Annotated in this window: 18 protein-coding genes; 9 read left to right on the forward strand and 9 right to left on the reverse strand. The window is 40.1% G+C overall.

What is annotated here, in order from left to right:
- The first annotated feature begins 85 nt into the window (after positions 1 to 85).
- Positions 86 to 772: a hypothetical protein gene (locus tag MKL38_RS13735; protein WP_270903532.1), complete on the forward strand. Its 687-nt coding sequence runs from the start codon at positions 86 to 88 to the stop codon at positions 770 to 772.
- Positions 773 to 839: 67 nt separating this feature from the next.
- Here MKL38_RS13735 and MKL38_RS13740 read toward each other — a convergent pair whose 3' ends face one another.
- The gene (locus MKL38_RS13740) at positions 840 to 3,737 is read right to left on the reverse strand and encodes a valine--tRNA ligase (protein ID WP_270903533.1); all 2,898 of its coding nucleotides are present in this window, start codon (positions 3,735 to 3,737) and stop codon (positions 840 to 842) included.
- A gap of 196 nt (positions 3,738 to 3,933) precedes the next feature.
- Between MKL38_RS13740 and MKL38_RS13745 the strand changes: the two genes are divergently transcribed.
- The 3 genes from MKL38_RS13745 to MKL38_RS13755 are packed head-to-tail and all read left to right on the forward strand — an operon-like array spanning position 3,934 to position 5,927.
- Complete coding sequence (locus MKL38_RS13745; RefSeq protein ID WP_209831908.1) at positions 3,934 to 4,605, forward strand: hypothetical protein; 672 nt, start codon at positions 3,934 to 3,936, stop codon at positions 4,603 to 4,605.
- Between the two features lie 27 nt (positions 4,606 to 4,632).
- Complete coding sequence (locus tag MKL38_RS13750) at positions 4,633 to 5,439, forward strand: SDR family NAD(P)-dependent oxidoreductase (RefSeq protein ID WP_270903534.1); 807 nt, start codon at positions 4,633 to 4,635, stop codon at positions 5,437 to 5,439.
- A gap of 53 nt (positions 5,440 to 5,492) precedes the next feature.
- Positions 5,493 to 5,927, forward strand: a complete 435-nt coding sequence (locus MKL38_RS13755) for a nuclear transport factor 2 family protein (protein ID WP_005049894.1) — start codon at positions 5,493 to 5,495, stop codon at positions 5,925 to 5,927.
- Here the strand turns inward: MKL38_RS13755 and MKL38_RS13760 are convergent.
- The 8 genes from MKL38_RS13760 to sdsA all read right to left on the reverse strand — a co-directional run bounded on the left by MKL38_RS13760 (position 5,924) and on the right by sdsA (position 16,602).
- Positions 5,924 to 6,358, reverse strand: a complete 435-nt coding sequence (locus MKL38_RS13760; RefSeq protein WP_003655403.1) for a YbjQ family protein — start codon at positions 6,356 to 6,358, stop codon at positions 5,924 to 5,926. The genes MKL38_RS13755 and MKL38_RS13760 overlap by 4 nt on opposite strands.
- A gap of 7 nt (positions 6,359 to 6,365) precedes the next feature.
- Entirely contained in the window at positions 6,366 to 6,716 is a 351-nt protein-coding gene (locus MKL38_RS13765) for a YbjQ family protein (RefSeq protein ID WP_003655405.1), read from the reverse strand.
- A gap of 109 nt (positions 6,717 to 6,825) precedes the next feature.
- Positions 6,826 to 8,280 (reverse strand): multidrug efflux RND transporter outer membrane channel subunit AdeK, encoded by a 1,455-nt coding sequence (gene adeK, locus MKL38_RS13770; RefSeq protein ID WP_005036452.1) that lies wholly within the window; start codon positions 8,278 to 8,280, stop codon positions 6,826 to 6,828.
- Complete coding sequence (gene adeJ, locus MKL38_RS13775) at positions 8,280 to 11,456, reverse strand: multidrug efflux RND transporter permease subunit AdeJ (RefSeq protein WP_151743352.1); 3,177 nt, start codon at positions 11,454 to 11,456, stop codon at positions 8,280 to 8,282. The genes adeK and adeJ overlap by 1 nt, the downstream gene beginning before the upstream one ends.
- 12 nt (positions 11,457 to 11,468) lie before the next feature.
- Entirely contained in the window at positions 11,469 to 12,716 is a 1,248-nt protein-coding gene (gene adeI, locus MKL38_RS13780) for a multidrug efflux RND transporter periplasmic adaptor subunit AdeI (RefSeq protein WP_270903535.1), read from the reverse strand.
- A 23-nt stretch (positions 12,717 to 12,739) separates the two neighbouring features.
- Entirely contained in the window at positions 12,740 to 13,366 is a 627-nt protein-coding gene (locus MKL38_RS13785; protein WP_270903536.1) for a phosphatase PAP2 family protein, read from the reverse strand.
- A gap of 183 nt (positions 13,367 to 13,549) precedes the next feature.
- On the reverse strand, positions 13,550 to 15,610 hold the full coding sequence (locus tag MKL38_RS13790) for a site-specific recombinase (RefSeq protein WP_270903537.1): 2,061 nt from the start codon (positions 15,608 to 15,610) through the stop codon (positions 13,550 to 13,552).
- A gap of 14 nt (positions 15,611 to 15,624) precedes the next feature.
- The gene (gene sdsA, locus MKL38_RS13795) at positions 15,625 to 16,602 is read right to left on the reverse strand and encodes an All-trans-nonaprenyl-diphosphate synthase (RefSeq protein WP_003655412.1); all 978 of its coding nucleotides are present in this window, start codon (positions 16,600 to 16,602) and stop codon (positions 15,625 to 15,627) included.
- A gap of 443 nt (positions 16,603 to 17,045) precedes the next feature.
- Here sdsA and rplU point away from each other — a divergent pair, with 443 nt between their 5' ends.
- The 5 genes from rplU (at position 17,046) to serS (ending at position 20,876) form a co-directional block, all read left to right on the forward strand.
- Positions 17,046 to 17,357: a 50S ribosomal protein L21 gene (rplU, locus tag MKL38_RS13800; protein WP_004639133.1), complete on the forward strand. Its 312-nt coding sequence runs from the start codon at positions 17,046 to 17,048 to the stop codon at positions 17,355 to 17,357.
- An 18-nt stretch (positions 17,358 to 17,375) separates the two neighbouring features.
- The gene (gene rpmA / locus MKL38_RS13805; protein ID WP_002116037.1) at positions 17,376 to 17,633 is read left to right on the forward strand and encodes a 50S ribosomal protein L27; all 258 of its coding nucleotides are present in this window, start codon (positions 17,376 to 17,378) and stop codon (positions 17,631 to 17,633) included.
- 241 nt (positions 17,634 to 17,874) lie between these two features.
- Positions 17,875 to 18,570, forward strand: a complete 696-nt coding sequence (gene lolA / locus MKL38_RS13810) for an outer membrane lipoprotein chaperone LolA (RefSeq protein ID WP_003655415.1) — start codon at positions 17,875 to 17,877, stop codon at positions 18,568 to 18,570.
- 115 nt (positions 18,571 to 18,685) lie between these two features.
- Positions 18,686 to 19,486 (forward strand): RsiV family protein, encoded by an 801-nt coding sequence (locus MKL38_RS13815; protein ID WP_270903538.1) that lies wholly within the window; start codon positions 18,686 to 18,688, stop codon positions 19,484 to 19,486.
- Positions 19,487 to 19,604: 118 nt separating this feature from the next.
- Positions 19,605 to 20,876: a serine--tRNA ligase gene (gene serS / locus MKL38_RS13820; protein WP_270903539.1), complete on the forward strand. Its 1,272-nt coding sequence runs from the start codon at positions 19,605 to 19,607 to the stop codon at positions 20,874 to 20,876.
- Positions 20,877 to 20,921: the final 45 nt, after the last annotated feature.

Here is a 20,921-nt window from a genome sequence, read left to right on the forward strand (position 1 = left end):
TTATATCCCAAACTCTGTTCGTGCTTTGATTGTTTAAGAGTGTTGATTGAACTTAGAATTGAATAAAATTTTAAAGAGACTTTTTATGGGAATAAGTGCTGGTGGTTTAGCTGTACCATTTAATGGGACAGTGGAAAATGCAATAGAGTTAGTTTCAGGTTGGAAGAATAGAACTATTAATGTTGTTAGTTTGAGTGAGCGAACAGATTTTGATACGCGATATGATAATTGTATAAGTTTAAAGATTTTTAATAATGTATTGATAATTTATCATGCAGATTTTTTATTTTCTGCAATGGATGATCACTCATTATGGGCAAAGCGATTTAAAGAAAGTAATTTAACAGAATGGGTATTATTTTTTGCTGCTTATGATAGTGGTGGTACATATGGATATTCATTTTTTCAGTATGGGGAGTTTGTACGCTCGGTTTTTCAGATGGTCGATGATTTTAAAATAGAAGGTAAGTTATCTGAATTAGAGCAAAAAATTATAAACTCACCTGTATTTTTTGAATATTTTAATGAGGAAGATGAATCAGAATATTTAGATTTTGAAGGACTTAAAGCTAATGATTTATTAGATGCGAACGGTGATATTCAAGAATGGGCAGATTGTTATAAATGTTATTATTTTGAGGATGAATATGTTGCTGAGCATGACTTAGCTTCTAGATTTTTATCCGAAATGGTAATCGAATATGTAGGATGTGATTTTCTCTACGATACTGAGCACGACCAAATCTATTTAGAAGTTATTCAAGATTATTAAACTATGAAAAATAAAGGGCTGAATAATCAGCCCTTTATACTACGATTTAGATTAAATTACCCATAAATTAAAGCGCAGCAATCTGCTCCATATTCCCTTTAACTTTCTCTAACTGAGCAGCAAACTCAGCAAGCTTCGCTTTTTCACCTTCAACAACTGCTGCTGGTGCTTTAGATACAAAGCCTTCGTTTGCAAGTTTGCCCGCGATTTGGTCGTGTTGCTTTTGGATTTTGTCCAAGTCTTTTTGCAAACGAGCAAGCTCAGCTTTAGGGTCGATTAAGCCTTTCATTGGTACAAATACCGATGCATGGCTAACAACGCTAGAGCAAGACAATGGTGGCTCTTGGTCTTTATTCAAGAATTCAATGCTTTCAACTTTAGCCAATGCTTTGAACAATGCTTCAATACGAATAATTTGTTCACGTTCAGCGTCAGATGTGTTTTGAAGTAATACTGGCAACAAGCGTGCATTACCTAAGCCTAACTCACCACGAATGTTACGTACCGCACCAATCAAACCTTGAAGCCATTGCATATCTGCTTCAGCTTGTTCATTGATTTTTGCTTGCTCAGGAATAGGGTATTGAGCAGTCATAATCGTTGGGCCACCTTGACCAAGCATTGGTGCAAGTGTTTGCCAGATTTCTTCTGTCAAATACGGCATTAACGGATGAGCCAAGCGTAAAGAAGCTTCCATCACTGCAAGCAATACACGGCGTACTTCAGCTTTACGCTCTTCTGCAACTTCTGCATCGTTCAGAACTGGTTTAGTTAACTCAACGTACCAGTCACAGTATTCATTCCAGATAAAGTCGTAAATCGCTTGTGCAGCAAGGTCTAAACGGTAGGTTGCAAACGCTTGGTGTACAGCAGCTTCAGCTTTTTGCAGACGGCTCATAATCCATTGTTCTGGAAGTTCCCAAAGATCAGGACGAGCGTCGGTACCAACAGTTTGACCTTCAACATTCATTAGAACGAAACGAGTCGCGTTCCAAATTTTGTTACAGAAGTTACGGTAACCTTCAACACGTTTTAAGTCGAACTTGATGTCACGACCAGTGTTTGCAAGGGCACAGAAAGTAAAACGAACTGCGTCAGTACCATAAGCATTAATACCTTCTGGGAACTCTTTGCGCGTTGATTTTTCAATCTTCGCTGCATCTTTCGGGTTCATTAGGCCAGTCGTACGTTTTGCAACTAAGCTTTCTAAATCAATACCATCAATCAAGTCTAATGGGTCAAGTACGTTACCTTTAGACTTCGACATTTTTTGACCTTCGCCATCACGTACCAAGCCGTGAACGTAAACAGTCTTAAATGGAACCTGAGATGAGCCATCTTCATTTTTCATGAAGTGTAGGGTCATCATGATCATGCGGGCAACCCAGAAGAAAATGATGTCAAAACCAGTCACCAACACATCTGTTGGGTGGAAAGTTTTTAAGAAATCATTGACTTCATCTTGCTTCGCATCGCCAGTCCAACCTAAAGTTGAGAAAGTCCAAAGTGCAGAAGAGAACCATGTATCAAGAACGTCTTCGTCTTGTTTAAGTTCAACGTCAGCAGCGATGTTGTTTTTCGCACGTACTTCTTCTTCGTTACGACCAACATAGATATTGCCATTAGCATCGTACCAAGCTGGAATACGGTGACCCCACCAAAGCTGACGTGAAATACACCAGTCTTGAATGTCACGCATCCACGCCATGTACATGTTGCTGTACTGCTCTGGAACAAATTTAATACGGCCATCTTGAACTGCTTCAATTGCAGGTTCAGCAAGCGGAGCAATTTTTACATACCATTGGTCAGTTAATAATGGCTCAATGATCACGCCTGAACGGTCGCCGCGTGGAGCTTTCAAGTCATACGGTTGGATTTGATCTAACCAGCCTTCAGCTTCAGCTTGAGCAACTAATTTTTTACGTGCTGCGAAACGTTCTAAACCAGCGTATTCCGCAGGTGCAGTAATGGTTTTAGAAATTTGTTCGCCCGCTTTGGCAATATATTCAAACTCACCTAAAACTTCGGCATTTTTGTTGAAGATATTAATGATTGGCAAGCTATTGCGTTTACCTAGGTCATAGTCGTTAAAGTCATGAGCAGGAGTAATTTTTACACAGCCAGTACCGAAATCTTTTTCAACGTAGTCGTCGGCAACGATCGGAATTAAACGACCAGTAATTGGCAATACAATATTTTTACCAACAAGGTGTGCATAACGCTCATCTTCAGGGTGAACAGCAACGGCAGTATCACCGAGTAAAGTTTCAGGACGAGTCGTTGCAACTACTAGATAGTCTTTGCCATCTTGAGTTTTAACTGATTTGTCTTCAAAGAAATATTTAAAGTGCCAAAGTGAGCCTTTTTCTTCTTTGCTTTCCACTTCAAGGTCAGAAAGAGCAGTTTGAAGTTTAGGGTCCCAGTTTACAAGGCGCTTACCGCGGTAAATTAAACCATCTTCGTGCAAACGAACGAATACTTCTTTAACTGCGTTTGATAAACCTTCGTCCATCGTGAAGCGTTCACGTGACCAGTCTACAGATGAACCTAAGCGACGAATTTGTTTCGTAATCGTGCCGCCAGATTGTTCTTTCCATTCCCAAACTTTTTCGATGAACTTATCACGGCCCAAGTCATGACGAGTCACACCTTGTAAGCCAAGTTGACGCTCAACAACCATTTGAGTTGCAATACCCGCATGGTCAGTACCTGGTTGCCACAAGGTGTTTTTACCCATCATACGGTTATAACGGGTGAGGGCATCCATAATGGCATTGTTAAAGCCATGGCCCATGTGCAAACTACCAGTGACGTTTGGTGGCGGAATCATGATACAGAATGATTCACCGTGACCAGAAGGTTTGAAGTAACCTTGTTCTTCCCACGTTTGGTACCACTTCTTTTCGATCTCGGTTGGATCGTATGTGGTCGCAATATTTTGAGCGGTTTGAGCGTCAGTCATAGTAGCTTAGATCGAATATGCATAAAAAATTGCACCTATTGTAGCAAAAAAATGCCTCGAAATTAATGTGCTGAAAACAGATAAACGGTTTTGTATTTTTTTCAAAAAACGGTAGATTTATGAAAGATGGATCACAATTTAATCGTGTAGAGACACGGCAGAAAAATTACAAAAGAATTGAAAAAGGATGTTGCTCATGAGTTATGAAGTTTTTTTGAAAATTTCCGATTCAACTTATACCCAATTTGAGACCATTCGGCAGAAACTGCATGATGGGGTAAGCCAAAGTCAGGCAAAACCTTTAGGGGATGTATTGTCTGACCTTTCTTGTGAAATTATTGAGCAGGTTTTTTCTGTACTTTTACAGTCAGGGAATACAAGCATGTCCCCAAAACAGCAAGCTGAGTCTGAAAAAGTAGTTCAGCAAGTTTTAGAGACTTTTCGAAAATATATGCCTTGGTCAGTTTCATTCTTTGGAAATGAACGTCTTTTACCTTTAGTTGACTACATGACATCCTTGATGAAAGAACAGGGGCAGCAAGTTTATATTACCTATCCGGTTACCCTCCAACTCGTGCAACAAGCCGAAACTCTTACGCAGCAAATTCGTGATGGGAATATGCAGAGTGTTGCAGCTGCTTTTGATACCCTCATTCAAATTGTAGATTTAGGCGTAACAAGCCTAGTACGTGAACCTAAAAAGCGTTTAAAATTTAATTTAGTTGTCGATAAAACCCTGAATGGGGTGATCAACATGACGACGCATTTAGGCTATAAACGTTTGGAAAAGTTAGGTACACAGGTCGATCAGACCACAGCAACTCATTATATCAACCACTTTTTGGCCTTCATGCATCAAGCAGCATAATTTAAAAAGATAATAGGAACATAAAGCATGGCCAAACTTGATACTTTGCAAAATAAAGTGGTATGGATTACGGGAGCATCTTCTGGTTTAGGTAAGGCCTTGGCAGGGGAGTTGGCCTTGCAAGGGGCGGAGGTGATTTTGACCTCGCGTCGTTTTGATGAATTAGAAGCAGTTCGGGTTGGTTTGTTAAACCCAGATCATCATTTGTCTGTGGTTGCAGATATTACTGATGAAAAACAAGTTGATGAGGCTTATAAGCAGATTTTAAAAGCGAAAGGCAGAATTGACTGGCTTATTAATAATGCAGGCTTAAGCCAACGTGCTTTAATTGAAGATACAACAATGGCAACTGAACGGGCCATTATGGAAGTCGACTATTTCTCACAAGTGGCGTTAACCAAAACTGTGCTTCCGACCATGCTAAAACAAAAGTCTGGGCGAGTTGTGTTTGTTTCTAGCGTGGCAGGTCTGTTAGGAACACAGTACCGTGCAAGCTACTCGGCTGCTAAAGCGGCAATTCATATGTGGGCCAATAGTTTACGAGCCGAGGTTGCAGATCAAGGCGTTGAAGTTTCAGTTATTTTCCCGGGCTTTGTAAAAACTAACGTTTCTTTTAATGCGTTAAATGGTGCTGGACAACCTCAAGGTCATCAAGATGAAGCCATCGAGAATGGTTTAGAGGCAGATGTATTTGCAGAGCAATCTGTAAAAGCATTAATGCAAGGCCAAGAATATATTGTTGTTGGTGGAGCAAAAGAAAAACTAGGGGTTATGGTTTCTCGGATGTCTCCAAAACTTCTCTATAAAATGATTCGGAAAACAAAAGTAAAATAAAAAAGTGTTTTTGCCATGCTAAATTGATGGAAAACCCGCATAGAAGGTTCACCATGGATCAAGATTATCACCGTATTTTAGAAGTCATTACGCGTTTTCAATTGGTCTTTGACCAGAAAAATTGGGACGCTTTTGATGAGTTATTGGCAGATCAACTTGAGGTGGACTATTTCCAGTTTAGGGGAGAGCCTTTATGTGTCGTGTCTTGTCATGAATATAAAGGTTCTCGGCAACAGGCGTTGTCGCATCTTCGGTTGCAACATAACTTAAGTAATCCGATCATCCGTATTGAACAAGATCGGGCATGGTTAGAATGTAATTATCAAATTTATCGTTTTTCAGAAAATGATTATTTTCACTCTTTTGGTCGTTATTATTTTACTTTGGCAAAACAACAGGGCAGTTGGAAAATTACCGGAATTTGCCAACATTTAACTAAAAATATTGGCAATCCACGCATTCATTTTTCTAGTGTAGGGCAGTATTAATCTTTTACTGCTGTACCGTAGGCAAAGACTTCGACCATTCCGCCCTGCATTCCTAGTTCGGTTGTACTCAGCCGAACTCCCATAATATGGTTAGCTCCTGCGGTATGGGCTTGTTGTTTTAAACGGACAATCGCTTCACGGCGAGCACGCTCAACCACACTTTCATAACTGGTGAGGCGACCACCCAAAACATTCTTAATGGATGCCAATACATATTTAAAGTAATCGTGAGAAATCACAACATTACTGCTAATGAAATGGCCTAGCTGATCACTTGTCGCAAAACGATTCGTATCAATTCTGATATGGGCCAGTCGCTGCTCTTTTTCTAGAAGTTCTTTCAAATGTTTTCGTTCAATATGGCGCCCAAAACCCCAACCAATACTGAAAAGAATCAGAAAAATAACAAGCTGAAAAATAAGATTTTCCATTTTCTACCTATGCACTAAATGGATCTGGTAGATGGGGTGCTTGAGGTTGCACAACCACAGCGGTGCCATATACAAATAGTTCGGAAGCACCTTGAGCAATATTTGAAGTTGAAAAACGAATACCAACAATTGCATTCGCACCCAGTTGCTGGGCTTTGGCAATCATACGATTCATGGCTTCTTGGCGGGATTCTTCTAATAATTCGGTATAACCTGTAAGTTCACCACCCACAATATTTTTTAAACTCGCCATCAAGTCACGGCCAACATGCTTACTACGGACTGTACTGCCATAAACAACATCAAGCTGTTTTAAAATCTGGTGGCCTGGAACACTTTCTAAATTACTCAGTAACATTATTTTTTATCAATCTACATCTCTTAAGGTTTCAAGATAAGAAATATTCACATGAGATGCAATAAAAAAGCCCACCGAAGTGAGCTTTTATAGATAAGTTATTTAAAACTTATTGCTTTTTAAGTTCAGCACTTGATGGTTGATTAACCACTGTATCTGAAGAGTTTGCTTTTAAACCGCCACCTAGAGTTTTATATAACTCGATTTGGTTGTTTAAGTTAGCTTGTTGAAGTAACAATAAACCTTGTTCTGCTGAATAAGATGAACGCTGTGCATCAAGAACTGTCAAGTAACTATCAATACCAGCACGGAAGCGAGCATTTGAAAGAGTGTAGTTGCGATTAGTCGCTTCTACTAGACGTTGTTGAGCTGTTAAACGTTCACCAATATTGGCACGAGTTGCAAGCGCATCATTAACTTCGCGGAATGCAGACTGAACTGATTTTTCATAATCAGACAATGCGATTTTCTGATCGGTTTCAGAAATTTTTACATTGGCACGACGTGTGCCCCAGTCAAAGATTGGTAAGTCTAGGCTTGGCCCAACTGACCACACAAATCCACCAGACTTAAATAAATCACTTAAGTCAGTTGATGCGTAACCTGCAGAACCCGTTAAGCTAATTGTTGGGAATAAACGTGCTTTTGCAGCACCAATATTCGCACCAGCAGCGCTTAAGTTATATTCGGCAGCTTTTACATCTGGACGATTGTTAAGTAAGTCGCTTGGTAAACCAGCTGTATATACATTCTGTTGAGTAATGCGTTTTACAGGTTGGTTTGGCAACAAGTTTTGCGGAATCGATTGACCTGCTAACAAGTTCAACAAGTTTTGTGCTTGAGCCATCTGAGTTTTGTAGTTCGCTACATCGTTACGCGCAGTTTCTACTGAAATCTGTGCCTGACGTAGTGGAACTTCACTGTCGATACCCACATCAAAACGTTTTTTGTTGAGGTTGTAAGAATCTTGCTGTGCTTTAAGCGTTTGCTCTGCAAGCTTTAGATTCGCCGATGCAAAAGAATAGTTCAACCATGCTTGAGCAACCTGACTAATCAGACTGATTTGTGTCGAATCACGTGCACTTTGCGTTGAAAGATAACTATCTAATGCCGCATCTTTCAAGCTACGAACGCGGCCCCAAAAATCAAGCTCATAGGCAGTTACACCCAAACCCACCTGATAGGTAGAGTAGGGGTTATTCGGATCACGGCTTTGAGAAACCTGACGAATTGCACTACCACTTGCTCCGATTGTTGGAAGCTGGTTATTTTGAGTAATTCGATATTGCTGTTGAGCACGTTCAATATTGAGCGTTGCTGTACGTAAGTCACGGTTGTTGGCAAGAGCCAAATCAATCACTTCGAGCAAACGAGGGTCAGAAAAGAACTGTTTATAACCCTGTTCTGCAATAGACGTACCAGAAGCGCTGTTATATCCATAGCTTTGTGGTATATCGGTTTTCACGACTGGTTCTGGGCCGCGCATGCTTTGACAAGCTGCCAAAGCAAGCGCAAGTGCAGATACCGCAATGCTACGACCTGAAATAGACCATACTTTTTGCATCACGATTTATGCTCCTGAGTGTTTATGGTTTTTGGTTTGTACTTAAAGATACTACGAATCCACACATAGAATACAGGGATAAAGAAGATACCTAAGAACGTTGCACTGATTACGCCACCGAGTACACCATAGCCGACAGAGTGCTGACTTCCTGCACCAGCACCTGTTGAAAGGGCAAGTGGAAGTACACCAAAACCGAAGGCAAGGGTAGTCATGATAATTGGACGTAAACGCATTTTTGCAGCATGTAAAGTTGCATCAAGTAGGTCTTCGCCTTTTTCTTGCAACTCTTTTGCGAACTCAACAATCAAGATCGCATTTTTTGCAGAAAGACCAATTACCGCGATCATCGCTACTTGGAAGTAAATGTTATTTGAGAGATTTGGATCTCCTTTAATAATCATACCCAAGTAAGTCAATACGATTGCACCAATAATACCAAGTGGTACTACAAGTAAAACCGAGAACGGAATAGACCAGCTTTCATATAATGCAGCTAAGCAAAGGAAAACGATTAACAATGAAAGAGCATAAAGGAATGGAGCTTGAGCACCAGACTCACGTTCTTCAAGTGATAAACCTGTCCATTCATAGTCGAAACCTTGTAAGCCCATAGATGGTAACTTAGCAATAATTTCTTCCATGGCTTTCATGGAATCACCAGAACTTACGCCAGGTGCAGGTGTACCTTGAATGTTAACCGATGACACGCCGTTATAACGTTCAAGACGAGGAGAACCATATGTCCATTCGCCTGTAGCAAATGCAGAGAACGGTACCATTTCGCCTTTGCTATTACGTACATACCACTTGTTTAAGTCTTCAGGCATCATACGGCTACCCGAATCACCTTGAACATAAACTTTTTTCACACGACCGCGGTCAACGAAGTCGTTAATGTATGAGCCACCCCACGCAATACGCATCGTGTTGTTAATGTCAGCAATACTAACGCCCATAGCACCAGCTTGAGCCTGATCTACGTTAATTTGATACTGAGGCGTATCTTCTTGACCATTAGGACGTACCCCTACAAGACGCTTATCTTGTGAAGCCAAACCTAAAATTGTGTTACGTGCTGCAATCAGTTTCTCATGGCCTTGACCACTTGAGTCTTTAAGCTGCAAGTTAAAACCAGCAGTTACACCTAATTCAGGCATTGCTGGAAGCTGTAATGGCATGATGTAAGATGCGTCTTTGACGATCATGTTTAATGCCATACCACGCTGAATTAACGCACCAATTTGAGATTCTGGTGAAGTACGTTCACTCCAGTCTTTCAATTTAACGAAGCCAATACCAGCATTTTGACCAACACCCGTGAATGAGAAACCAGAAACGGTGAAAATAGATTCCACTGTATCTTTTTCATTCATAAAGAAGTTTGTCATGGTGTCAATCACTTTACCTGTACGGTCAAGCGTTGCATTTGGTGGTAATTGAACAAGTGTCATGACCACACCCTGATCTTCTTCTGGTAAGAATGAAGATGGGAGTTTCTGGAACAAGAACACCAATAGACCAATCACTACAGCGTAAAGTACGCCAGAGAAGATTTTGCCTTTAAGCATGCGGCTAACACCATTTTGGTAGCTATGCGACATGCGGTCAAAACCGTTGTTAAATCCTCTGAAGAAACGAGCAAAAATATTATTGCTTGGTTCTTTGTTAGGATCATGCTGTTTTAAAATGGTTGCACAAAGTGCAGGGGTGAAGGTTAACGCCACAATTAACGATAAAACCATTGCTGTTACAAGGGTAATCGAGAATTGACGGTAAATTACACCAGTTGTACCACCAAAGAATGCCATCGGTACGAATACCGCTGTCAATACGCTTGTAATACCAATTAACGCACCAGAAATCTGTTGCATTGATCGTGAAGTCGCCGTGACCGGATCGGTATGCTCTTCACTCATGACACGTTCAACGTTTTCCACTACAACAATGGCGTCATCGACCAGAAGACCAATTGCCAATACCATAGCGAACATGGTTAAGGTGTTAATTGAGAATCCAAAGATATTGATGACAGCAAATGTACCTAATACAACAACAGGTACTGCAAGTGTAGGAATAATGGTTGCACGCCAGTTCTGCAAGAACAAGAACATGACAATGAATACTAAAATTACCGCTTCAATTAATGTGTGTACAACACTTTCAATTGAAAGACGAATAAATGGAGTAGTGTCATAAGCCAGTTTATCTGCAAGACCTGTTGGATAGTTCTTACGTAATTCGGTTAAGCGATGTTCAACAGCATCAGCGGTATCAAGTGCGTTGGCACCAGTTGCAATTTTAATTGCAAGACCACCAGCAGGTTTACCATTAAACTTCGAATCGAACTGATAGTTATCAGAACCCAACTCAACACGAGCAACATCTTTTAAACGAACCTCAGCACCTGATGCTGTGTTCTTTAAGAAGATATTTTTAAATTGCTCAGGAGTTTGCAACAAGCTTTGTGCATTCACTGTCGCGTTAAGCACTTGACCTTGTACTGCTGGTGCTCCGCCTAACTGACCTACAGCAACTTGTGAGTTTTGCGCTTGTAAAGCAGTCGCAATATCACTTGGTGTTAACTGGTAATTAGTCAATTTTGCGGGGTCGAGCCAGATACGCATAGCGTATGAACCACCAAAGACTTGTACCTCACCAACACCAGCAACACGGCTAAGTGGTTCTTTAATTGACGAGTTTACGTAATCTTTAATGTCTGAGTCTGAAAGGGTATTGTCTGGTGAATAGAATGCAATAACTTGCAAGAAGCTTGCACCAGATTTGGTAACTGTCACACCTTGACGTTGAACATCTTCAGGTAAAAGAGCAGTTGCAGATTGCAGTTTGTTTTGAACCTGAACCTGTGCAATATCTGGATCAATACCTTGTTCAAAGTTTAATTGAATAGAGGCCTGACCGTTACCCGCACTGTTAGATGAAATATAACGTAAACCATCTAGACCATTCATTTGTTGTTCAATGATCTGGGTTACGGTGTTTTCAACAGTTTCAGCCGATGCACCAGGATAAGTTGCAGCAATTGTAACTGTCGGTGGTGCAATCGTCGGATACTGTGCAATAGGCATTTTTGTGAGCGTGAGAATACCCGCCAACATAATGACTAGTGCAATCACCCACGCAAAAATGGGGCGATGAATAAAAAATTGTGCCATTCAATCTACCCCTTATGCATTAGATGCTTTCTGTTCTGCTTGAGGTTTACCTGATTGAGCCGGTTTTGTCGCATTTGGAGCTGTACCTTGAGGGGTTGCTGGTTGAGCTTGGTAAGGTTTTGCTGACACTTCTTGCCCTTCTTTAACTTTGGCAACACCATCAACAATCACTTTCTCACCAGCTTTGAGACCATTGGTCACAATCCAGTTTTGTCCTTGAACACCAGAAGTTTCAACAGGACGACTCTCAACAGCACCTTTTGCATTAACAAGCATTGCAATGGCTTGACCTGTCGGTAAACGTGTAATTGCAGCTTGAGGAATCAGATAAGCATTTGGAACTACACCCTGAACAATTTGCGCAGTTGTGTACATGCCTGGAAGTAACAGATGATTCGGGTTCGAGAATACGGCACGTAAAGTAATCGTTCCTGTATCCTGATTTACAGAAGCATCAGAGAAAGCAAGTTGTCCTTCGATTGGATAGGTTGAACCATCTTCGAGCTTCAATTTTACTTTCGTGTTGTTACTATTGTCTAAACTACCTTTACTCAATTGTTGACGTAAACGTAATAACTCGGCGCTAGACTGGTTAATATCAACATAGATTGGATCTAACTGTTGAATCGTCACTAAAGGATCAGTTTGGTTTGCAGTGACTAAAGCACCAGCTGTTACAGAAGAACGTCCAGACTGACCAGAAATTGGTGAGCGAATTGTAGAGTAACCTAGATCTACGTTTGCATTTGTTACTTGAGCTTTCGCTGCAGCAACTTGTGCTTCTGCAACGTTAACTTGACCAAGTAAGTCGTCATACTCTTGTCTAGATACAGCGTTACTCGAAACAAGTTGCTTATAACGGTTTAACTTAGTACGTAGGGAAGCTAGATTTGCCTGTTGTTGTAAAAGTGCTGCTTTTGCATTTTCGAGCGTTGCATGGTTAGTTCGAGAATCAAGTTGATAAAGAGCCTGACCTTCACGAACATAACTTCCTTCAGCAAACAAGCGTTTTAAAATTACGCCACTTGTTTGAGGGCGGACTTCAGAAATTTGATATGCTGAAGTACGACCAGAAAGTTCAACGCTTTGTTCAACACTTTGTGGTTGAGCAACAATAACACCTACTTCAGCAGGCGGCATTTTCTGAGCAGCAGCAGCTTGCTGTTTCTCATCGGAGCCTTTGCCACAACCAACAAGTGCGATACTTGTTGCTAATGCGCAAGCAGTAAGGGCAGGAGCCCAAAGCTTAGCCGACATCATTGTTCCACCTCGTTAGATAAAATCTAAAAATATATTTGTTTTTTACTTAACCTACTTTGTGTTTGTAATAACCAGAGCCAAAGCAGTGCAATCCAAATAAAACCTATGCCCCAACCGGCGAGTACATCTGTTGGAAAATGAACTCCAGCATATATTCTTGAAAGCCCCATACAGATAAACCAAAGACAGGAGATCAAAATGATATAAGGAGAGTTAGTGTTGGGCTTATGGCATAACATTATCATTGCCAGACAGGTCAGTGTTGATGCATAAACACTGTGTGCACTTGGGAACGATGCACCGTAACTTTCGACAATATGATATACCTGTGGGGGTCTTGGGCGGTCAACACACCACTTGAGCAGCCAACCCATGGTGATACTGCCAATAACTCCCACGCTAATGAAAATAACAGTAATATATTTTTTATACCATGCCTGATATATACATACCAGAAAGGATAAAAAACATACAAAAGGCATACCACCTACACGTGCCAGAAAGATCGTAATAAAGTTAAGATAATCTGATCGGTGTTCACTCAATATTTGAACGCTCAGGAGATCCATAGATTGAAGTCTTGGTACAAAAAGACCAAGCACACCTAATCCAAAAAAAATACAACCAATAAAAAGCAACATATAGGGCATGTATATACCTTTGCTTATTCAAGCAGTGTCCACTACTGAAAGCCGTTAAAAGTGTACTTGCCAGTACACTTTTTTTCAAGCCTGATAGATCATCGTAAATTCATTTTGAAAATTTTTTAACATTTGGAAAAACAATCACAACAAAATTGACGGAATTCACATTTTGTGTACAAAGCAAAATTCTTAATGTTCTACCTTTTTTCCATTATTTGTTGTCGTATTTTCTTCAAGTTCTAGAGGTTGTTTTGGTGGCCAGAAAAAATCGCTTGGGCGAGTCAGAAAATGGGTCATTACCAGTTTAGCTAAAGGTTTCCATTGTTCAAAGCGAACTCGACGTGCCCGTAGTGCCACAATAATGGTTAAGGTGAAACTAACGAATAAGTTAGTGAGACCAATACATAACACGCCTAAAAAGGACACGATAATCAGTCCGATATCTGGGCTGCCGTTAATTGTCATTAAACCTTGAATAAAGTTAGCCGAGGCAAAGGCAATATGGCGAATATCCAAAGGTAAACCTAGAATAAAACCTATGGTGCCCATACTTCCTAACATAATCCCGAATAAGAAGTTACCAGCTAAAGCTCCTAAATTACGCTCAATATATTCAGCAAAACGGTTGAGGCGATCTTGTCCTAACCAGTTTGCTAAACGGCGATGTGCTCTAAGGCGTGGACCGACTTTTCGGTAAACAGCCATATTGTCGAAGTATCCTGCAATAAGGCCTGACAAAAATAAGCAAACTCCAGCTATGGCTGCATGCGGAACTGCCAAAGAGGTGAAGGGATTTAGGCTGTGCAACAAATAAGTTGCTTTAGTATGAGTTAATAAAGGCTCATCAAGATAGAACTGCCAAGCAAAAGTAATGAGCGCGGCAGTAGGAATCGCAATTGAAATATTGCCTAAAATAGCAATAAATTGTGTTCGAATAATATTAATAATCAGAGCTGCTAACTCTGCAATTTGAGCTGTTTTAGAGCCTTTGCGTTGTTGTACAGTTGCAGCAAGGGCAGCAGCAGTCATTGCGGGTTGTTTGGTTGCAACTGTGAAATGCAGAACATGAATCAGAATGAACCCTAGAGAATAATTCATACTGAAAGTAAAGGCTTGCATGAGCGGAGCCATGGTCATTCTTGCTGCAAGAATTTTTAAAGATGCCATACAGGCAATAATGACACCCGCTCCAGCGGCAGCTTTATACATGCCCCAGAAACCTTTTGTATCGGTACTTACATAATGTTCGCCTGTTCGGCTAGCATTTTCAGTCACTTGAAAGGCAATGAGTTCACTTGTCGTACTTAATAAAGAGCGAACACTTTTTTCACTGTAGTGCGCCTTGGTTAAATCGGAAATAAGATGTCCTAAAGAGACATATTTTCCTTTACTGTTATCTACAACCAAATAAAGCAGTAATTCAATTCGGTCGAGGCACTGCTCAAGTAACGACAGTAAATAAGTCAAACTTAAGCTAACACCAATTCTTTTGGTAGCACGACGAATCTTTAAAACCACATCCCGACATTGTTCCAGCATAACAAATGCTTGGGATGCATCCGGAGGAGAAATAACTGCAATTTCATGTTCAGAAAGTTCTTGTTTTTTGTACTTTTCGATAAACTCAATAATTTCACGGTTCTGAACTAAAAATGGTGATTCATATTCAGTTAATTCCGGTTGAGCATTAATAAATTCAGGGTAAAGGCCAATTCCACTAATTCGATAAGTTAAGACGGTAATTGCTTTAATCATTTCACTTTGAATGACAAGCTTTTCATCTACATTACTTTGGCTTTGTCCAATAAGACTGAATAAATTTGCCCAATCTTCATCATCAATATTATTGAGCCAGATTTTGTCACTTTCTAAATAAAAAATTCGACCAATTAATATTTTGAGTTGGCTTGCATCTTCGATTAACGGTAAAAAATGTGCTCCGAGTCTTTGCCCGAGTTGGTTCCAGAAACCATCTAAAGATAAAATTCCGCTATCGGCATACAAGCTGACTTGTTTATAACGATTAATTATACGTAATAAAAAAGTTTGTAGTAGGAAGGGGGCTGTAGGTGTGCGTAATAGGCTCTCAATTAAAGCCTGTATTTTTTGCTTTATCTCATCCGTATCATGAGGATCGGCTGGACGAATGGCATTGACTAATTCAATGATTGGATTTTCATCAATGACAGCTTGAGTATCCTCAAGCTGTTTATGTATTTTTAAAAAATGATCTGAAAAATTTATATGCATAGGCAAAATAATATCTATTGTATTCGATGTAACGCAAGCTGAGTTAAGTTAATCAAAGCCTGACGATATGGTGTATCGGGTAGGTTTGATAAAGCTTGCAGTGCTGCTTCTGTTTCTTCTTGGGCACGTTGGTGACAATAATCTAAAGCACCAGACTTCTGTACAATTTCTATAACTTGAGATAATTGGTCCACTCCACCAGTTGCGATACTGCGACGAATAATCGCATGCTCATCACCTGTTGAGTGTGCTAATGCAGAAATTAACGGTAAAGTTGGCTTACCTTCCATTAAATCATCACCAATATTTTTACCTAATGTTTCAGCATCTGAAGTGTAGTCTAAAATATCATCAATAATTTGGAATGCATTACCAAAATGACCGGCAAATAATCTCAAAGGTTCACGATACGCTTCTTGTCCAGCCAAAATAGCAGCGCCTTCTGTAGCCAGTTCAAACAGACGAGAAGTTTTACCGTGAATAATTTTTAAATAAGTTTCTTCTGTTGTATCTGGTTGATGTTGCGATTGAAGTTGTAATACTTCACCTTCCGCAATTTCACATGTACCTGTTGAAAAGTCTTTCAATAAAGTCATGTTGTTTAAATCGACCAGTAAATCGAAAGCACGTGCAATGAGGAAGTCACCGACTAATACGGCTGTCTGATTGTTCCATGTCGCATTTGCTGTAGGTCGACCACGACGAAGCCCAGATTCATCTACCACATCATCATGGACTAATGTCGCGGTATGCAACATTTCAATGATTGCAGCCAGACGCTGTGCGTTTGCCATGTTATCTAGGCCACATGCGCGAGCAGCGAGTAGGCACATGATTGGGCGCATACGTTTTCCGCCAGCCTCAACAACATGTTTGCTGACAGACATGACTAAACCGACTTTTGAGCTAATTCCTTCATTAATCAAGTGATCCATCGCAGCAAAGTCTGAGGCAACAGGCGCAAGAATGTCTTGCTTGAAATCGATGACCATATGAAGAAAAACCCCGTATTGGTAGATAAGTGGCGTTAGTGTATCAAGTAAAGGTGTGTTGCACAGGTTAACAAGTGGCTGATATTAATCATTTCTATTGTCTTTATGCGTTCTTTGTTCTTTATTTAAGCAAAACATGATATTTCCGGCAAAACAATAAATTTAATGACATCAGCATTAATACAACTTGTTCTTGTCGCAATTTGTGTCTGGAACTGTATTTTAATTTTCATTCAGAATCAATGAAAACTGCTAAATTCCAATCTAAGCTGCTCGTTGATTTTGTAAAAATAGGGCAATAGACTTTACTGATAAATAGAAAATACTTGTCGTTTGATCAAATTTCACTTAAAATCTGTCGCCTTATATAACCCCAGTGGCGAGCGTTTTAAGATCGATATATCCCTTATCGGCACGTCGACACGGGCTAATTGGAGTACATTATGTACGCAGTAATCCAAAGCGGTGGTAAACAGCACCGTGTAGTTGAGGGTGAAACCCTTAAAGTTGAATTATTGAAAGCTGAATCTGGCGCGACTATTACATTTGATGATGTATTAATGGTTGTAAACGGTGACAGCATTCAAATCGGTGCTCCAGTTGTAGCTGGCGCTAAAGTAACTGCAGAAGTGGTTGGTCATGGTCGTCACGACAAAATCCGCATTATCAAAATGCGTCGTCGTAAACACTACCGTAAACAACAAGGTCACCGTCAATGGTTCACTGAGTTGAAAATTACTGGTATTTCAGGCTAATCACGAGGAGTAAGAGACATGGCAACTAAAAAAGCCGGTGGATCGACGAAGAACGGTCGTGATTCAAACCCAAAAATGTTAGGTGTTAAAGTTTACGGCGGTCAAGCTGTAACTGCTGGTAACATCATCGTTCGTCAACGTGGTACAGAGTTCCACGCTGGTGCAAATGTTGGTATGGGCCGTGACCATACTTTATTTGCTACTGCTGACGGCGTAGTAAAATTCGAAGTGAAAGGTCAATTTGGCCGTCGCTACGTAAAAGTTGAAACTGTTTAAGTTTTAGCTTCAAAAAAAGCCCACATTTTGTGGGCTTTTTTTATGGAATCTAATCTGGTTTATCTTCATCATGATGAATGAAATTCTACAAACAACATGAATAACATAACAAAATATCTTATTTTCTCAATGATTAGCACAGAGTTTGTCGGTTAATATGAGTCTTGAATTAAGAGCTTGCTAATTTTTTATAACTTTGAAAGATGGCAAGTTGTCTTACAGCAACTAAAAAGGTGATGACATGAATATGCTTCGTAAAACTATGTGTGCTATTACACTCAGCGCGTCAGTGCTTGCTCCTGTAATGAGTACTACAGTGTTTGCTGCGCCTGTAGCAGCACCGGAGCAACAGGCAATTGGGAACCTAGTTAATCAGTTATCAGGATTACAGCGTTTAACTGCCGATTTTGAACAAACAACGAAAGCCAATACAAAAACTGTGGCACAGAAAAAGAGTTTAAGTGCACAGCATATGAACCAGACATTCAAAGGCTCAATGAAAGTTGAACGCCCTGGGAAATTTTATTGGGAAACGGTGAGTCCGTCTAAACAAACGATTGTAACGAGTGGGAAAACAGTTTGGATTTATGACCCAGATTTACAACAAGCTGTACGTCAAAGCTTAGATGATCAGGTTGCAGATACACCAGCATTATTATTATCTGGTAATACCAATCAAATCATGAAGTCTTATCGTGTAACACAGCCAGATAAATCTAAATTATATTTCACATTATTCCCTAAAAAAGAAGATGGTGCTTTCCAAAGCTTAACGATTAGTTTTGGAGCAAATAAAGCCCCTACGCTTATGGTGTTACAAGACTCATTAGGCCAGACTACCTATGTGCGCTTTAAAAACGTGAAAGTAAATGCTTCAATTCCAGCATCTGTCTTTAACTTTACGCCACCAAAAGGCACAGATGTTATTGACCAATAATTAATCCTTCTCAAAAAAGCTACCTTTCACGGTAGCTTTTTTTATATTAGAGAGATAGATACATTTCTTAACCCCGTCTTATTCTTACGCTTTGTATAGTGATAGAGGTAAATTCATGGGGATTATTATGCGACTTTACGATAAGAAAATTATTTGTATTCTTCCATTAATGGCTGCAATGGCAATTGTGAGTGGTTGCCAACCCAAGTCGGCAGCTAAAGAGGAGCAAGCCGCTTCGACTGCAAAAGTTAAAGAGACAAAAGAGGTTGGCGTGCCTGTAATTCAGGCAAAAGTAATCCCAGTAAAATTGCCGAAATCAAAAGTTTGTTTAGAAGATGGTTGTACAGAGTATGACTTTCAAACAGTACAAACTAATCAAAAGTGGATTAATGATTACTTTACCAATCGTATAAAGAAAGCAGATCCGAATGCTTTTGCAAATTTAGCTGATCAGCCAGTCGATGTACCTGAAGGTGAGCCTCGTTCGAGTCAAAGTGCAATTTATGTCCGTTATTTAGGGCAAAATTATAACCTTGCAACTTTTGCATTCCAGACCTATTCATATTCTGCTGGTGCAGCACATGGCATGTCTCATCAAGAATTCGTGAATTTTGATTTATTAAATAAAAAGCACATTACTGTTGCCGAACTTATTCAGCCAGATGTGGAAAAGCAATTAGTTGATTCACTTTTTGATGCGAATACCAATTGGCTTCAAGAGCACAATATTGGCCGTGAAAAACTGCAATTAAGTGATAATTTCTACTATGGCGCTAATGGTATTGTTTTTGTCTATCCGATCTATGAATTAGCTTCTTATGCAGAAGGGATGACTGAATTAACATTGCCATATTCTGAGGCAGCTAAGTTCATTAAACCTGAGTATTTGCCAAGTGTGCCAAACTATAACTTGTAAAATAGGTGATCTATTCTAACAATTGTGTGAAAGCTATTCGTTATGAAGATGATCACTATATTTTTTAGTGTGAAGGCCTTACACTATAGCCAGTTTTTTACCCATATTATGATTGATTATGATCGACCCTAAGTTACTCAGAAATAATATTGAAGCCGTTAATGCGGCTTTGGCAAAACGTGGTGTTCAATTAGATGTTCAAGAATGGGCTTCTTTAGAAACTCACCGTAAAGATTTGCAATCAAAAACTGAAAAATTGCAGGCAGAACGTAATGCCGGTGCAAAACAAGTGGGTCAGATTAAAAAATCCGGTGGCGATGCTTCTGAAATCATGGCGCGTATGCAAGCCATTGGTGATGAAATCAAAGCTGCTGAAGTTGCGTTGTCAGAGCTACAAAACGAGATTGAGCAAAAAGCGCTTAGCATTCCTAACTTACCAGATGAATCTGTTCCTGCTGGTAAAGATGAAGATGATAACGTTGAAATCTCAAAATGGGGCACGCCTCGTCAGTTTGCTTTTGAAATCAAAGATCATACTGATTTAGGTGAGTGGATGGGTGGTTTAGAGTTCGAAACTGCTACTAAATTGACTGGTTCACGTTTTAGCGTATTGAAAGGTTCTTTAGCACGCTTACAACGTGCATTAACACAGTTCATGCTCGATACCCATACTTTAAAGAATGGCTATACAGAAGCTTATGTACCGTATTTGGTAAATGCTGATTCATTACGTGGTACTAGTCAGTTGCCGAAATTTGAAGAAGACTTATTTAAACTTCAAGGCGAAAAAGAGTATTACCTCATCCCTACAGCAGAAGTTCCCATCACTAATTTTGTTCGCGATGAGATTATTGATAGCGAACGCTTGCCATTAAAATATGCTGCGCATACGCCTTGTTTCCGTAGCGAAGCAGGTTCTTATGGTCGCGATACACGTGGTTTAATTCGTCAGCACCAGTTTGACAAGGTTGAAATGGTGCAAATCGTTAAACCTGAAACCTCTATGCAAGCACTTGAAGAACTCACTGCACATGCTGAGGGCATTTTACAGGCACTTGGTTTGCCATACCGCAAAATTTTGCTCTGTGGTGGTGATATGGGTTTCGGTGCGACTAAAACTTACGACTTAGAAGTTTGGGTTCCAAGTCAAAATACTTACCGTGAAATCTCAAGCTGCTCTAATATGGGTGATTTTCAGGCGCGCCGCATGAAAGCACGCTACAGAATGGATCAAAAGAAGATCGAATTGGTGCATACTTTAAATGGTTCTGGTCTTGCGGTTGGACGTACTTTGCTTGCTGTAATGGAAAATTACCAACGTGAAGACGGTTCTATCGAGGTTCCAGAAGTATTACGCCCATATATGGGTGGTTTAACATTTATTGATTAAGCTTTGCATCTAAATTGTGCACGGTTTTTGCTTAAACATAATCAG

It is taken from the genome of Acinetobacter sp. AOR14_HL (assembly GCF_027855175.1).
GTDB classification, from domain to species: domain Bacteria; phylum Pseudomonadota; class Gammaproteobacteria; order Pseudomonadales; family Moraxellaceae; genus Acinetobacter; species Acinetobacter calcoaceticus.

Bases quoted from the DNA above. Each gene is read 5' to 3' on its own strand.
- MKL38_RS13735 (WP_270903532.1), top strand. From the start codon at position 86: ATGGGAATAAGTGCTGGTGGTTTAGCTGTACCATTTAATGGGACAGTG.
- MKL38_RS13740 (WP_270903533.1), bottom strand. From the start codon at position 3,737: ATGACTGACGCTCAAACCGCTCAAAATATTGCGACCACATACGATCCA.
- MKL38_RS13745 (WP_209831908.1), top strand. From the start codon at position 3,934: ATGAGTTATGAAGTTTTTTTGAAAATTTCCGATTCAACTTATACCCAA.
- MKL38_RS13750 (WP_270903534.1), top strand. From the start codon at position 4,633: ATGGCCAAACTTGATACTTTGCAAAATAAAGTGGTATGGATTACGGGA.
- MKL38_RS13755 (WP_005049894.1), top strand. From the start codon at position 5,493: ATGGATCAAGATTATCACCGTATTTTAGAAGTCATTACGCGTTTTCAA.
- MKL38_RS13760 (WP_003655403.1), bottom strand. From the start codon at position 6,358: ATGGAAAATCTTATTTTTCAGCTTGTTATTTTTCTGATTCTTTTCAGT.
- MKL38_RS13765 (WP_003655405.1), bottom strand. From the start codon at position 6,716: ATGTTACTGAGTAATTTAGAAAGTGTTCCAGGCCACCAGATTTTAAAA.
- adeK (WP_005036452.1), bottom strand. From the start codon at position 8,280: ATGCAAAAAGTATGGTCTATTTCAGGTCGTAGCATTGCGGTATCTGCA.
- adeJ (WP_151743352.1), bottom strand. From the start codon at position 11,456: ATGGCACAATTTTTTATTCATCGCCCCATTTTTGCGTGGGTGATTGCA.
- adeI (WP_270903535.1), bottom strand. From the start codon at position 12,716: ATGATGTCGGCTAAGCTTTGGGCTCCTGCCCTTACTGCTTGCGCATTA.
- MKL38_RS13785 (WP_270903536.1), bottom strand. From the start codon at position 13,366: ATGCCCTATATGTTGCTTTTTATTGGTTGTATTTTTTTTGGATTAGGT.
- MKL38_RS13790 (WP_270903537.1), bottom strand. From the start codon at position 15,610: ATGCATATAAATTTTTCAGATCATTTTTTAAAAATACATAAACAGCTT.
- sdsA (WP_003655412.1), bottom strand. From the start codon at position 16,602: ATGGTCATCGATTTCAAGCAAGACATTCTTGCGCCTGTTGCCTCAGAC.
- rplU (WP_004639133.1), top strand. From the start codon at position 17,046: ATGTACGCAGTAATCCAAAGCGGTGGTAAACAGCACCGTGTAGTTGAG.
- rpmA (WP_002116037.1), top strand. From the start codon at position 17,376: ATGGCAACTAAAAAAGCCGGTGGATCGACGAAGAACGGTCGTGATTCA.
- lolA (WP_003655415.1), top strand. From the start codon at position 17,875: ATGAATATGCTTCGTAAAACTATGTGTGCTATTACACTCAGCGCGTCA.
- MKL38_RS13815 (WP_270903538.1), top strand. From the start codon at position 18,686: ATGGGGATTATTATGCGACTTTACGATAAGAAAATTATTTGTATTCTT.
- serS (WP_270903539.1), top strand. From the start codon at position 19,605: ATGATCGACCCTAAGTTACTCAGAAATAATATTGAAGCCGTTAATGCG.